The sequence below is a fragment of the uncultured Aquincola sp. genome (assembly GCF_964001545.1).
GTDB lineage: Bacteria > Pseudomonadota > Gammaproteobacteria > Burkholderiales > Burkholderiaceae_C > Aquincola.
This window is the reverse complement of record NZ_CAXFDV010000152.1, coordinates 1-1,555: the sequence shown is the minus strand read 5'-3', so window position 1 is coordinate 1,555 and position 1,555 is coordinate 1. Positions and strand designations below refer to the sequence as shown.

The following is a 1,555-nucleotide window of genomic DNA, read 5'->3' as shown; positions in this document are numbered from 1 at the left end:
CGGCGTGGGCCGCTCGGCCATCAGCACCACGCTGGCACCCACGCTCAGCGGAAAGGTCAGCGCATTGCCCAGGCCATAGGCGAAGTACAGCTTGGCGGCCGAGAAGCACACGTCGTCTTCGGTCAGGCCCAGCACCGGCTTGCCGTACAGCTCGGCCGTCCAGAACGGGTTGCCATGGGTGTGCACCGTGCCTTTGGGCTTGCCGGTGGAACCCGATGAATACAGCCAGAAGCCGGGCTCGTCCGGTCCGGTGGGCGCAGGGCGCGCAGCGGGTTCGTGCCGGGCCAGCAGCGCCGCCAGGTCGTGCACACGCGCACCGTGCAGCTCGGCCGGCAACGGCGCTTCGGGGTGCGAGACCACGATGTGCCGCAGCTCATGCTCGCCCTGGGCCAGGGCCGCCTGCAGCACCGGCAGCAGCGCGGCCGAGACCAGCGCCGCCTGGGCCCGGCTGTTGGCCAGCATGTAGGCATAGTCGGCCGCGGTGAGCAGCGTGTTCACCGCCACCGGCACCACACCCGCATGCAGGCCGCCGAGAAAGCTCACCGGCCAGTGGGTGGTGTCGTGCATCAGCAGCAGCACCCGTTCTTCGCGCCGCAGGCCCAGCGCCTGCAGCGCGGCCGATAGGCGGCGCACCTGGTCGTTCAGGGCGCCGTAGCTCAGCACGCCGTGGTCGTCGATGTAGGCCGTCTTGTCGGCGCGCCCGGCATTGGCGTCCAGCAGGTGCTGCGCAAAGTTGAAGGTGGCGGGCAAAGTCATGGCGATGTCTCCTCGCACGGGGATGTCTTCTCGGCGGCCCATGGGCTTCAACCTTGCGAGCCCAGTGCGGCCAGCACCGGGCCGGCGGCCTGGATGGCTGCGCGGCGGTGGTAGAAGTCCAGCGCCCGCAGGCCGCCCAGCTCCTGGCCGCCGCCGGCGCGGCCGGGGCCACCGTGCAGCGATTGCGGCATCACGTTGCCGTGGCCGGTGTGGGCGGTGGCCACGTCGGGGCTGACCACGTGCACCCGACCATGGCTGGCGGCCAGCGCCAACGCGGTGCCGGCCAGCGCAGCCGGGTCTTGCCCATAGACCGAGGCCACCAGCGAACCCTGGCCGCGTTGCACCAGGGCCTGCGCCTGCGCCAGGTCGCGGTAGGGCAGCAGCGTGGCCACGGGGCCGAACACTTCGGTGTCGTGCACACGGTCGGCGGCTTCGGCCGCTTCGGGCGTGTCCACACCCAGCAGCACCGGGCCCACGCAGGCCGCCACCGCGGGGTCGGCATCGACCAGCGCGCTGCGGCGGCCGTCGTGCAGCAGCCGGGCTTGTCTAGACAAGTGATCAATGCCCTGCAGCACGCTGGCGTGTTGTGCACGGCTGACCAATGAGCCCATGCGCACGGCCTCGTTGCGCGGGTTGCCCACGGTGATTTTGCTCAGCTTGGCACTGATGGCTTCGGCCGCGGCGCCGTACACCGCCTGCGGCACGAAGATGCGGCGGATGGCGGTGCACTTCTGGCCGGCCTTGACCGTCATCTCGCGCACCACCTCGCGCACCAGCAGGTCGAAGGCCGGGCTGCCGG

General features: G+C 71.3%; 2 protein-coding genes. Both read right to left on the bottom strand.

What is annotated here, in order from left to right:
* Positions 1-756, bottom strand: a 756-nt coding sequence (locus ABNT58_RS05105) for an AMP-binding protein (RefSeq protein ID WP_348752426.1), incomplete at its 3' end; no start/stop codon positions are given.
* A 47-nt stretch (positions 757-803) separates the two neighbouring features.
* Positions 804-1,555: aldehyde dehydrogenase family protein (locus ABNT58_RS05100; RefSeq protein ID WP_348752425.1), on the bottom strand; the 752-nt coding region annotated here is incomplete at its 5' end.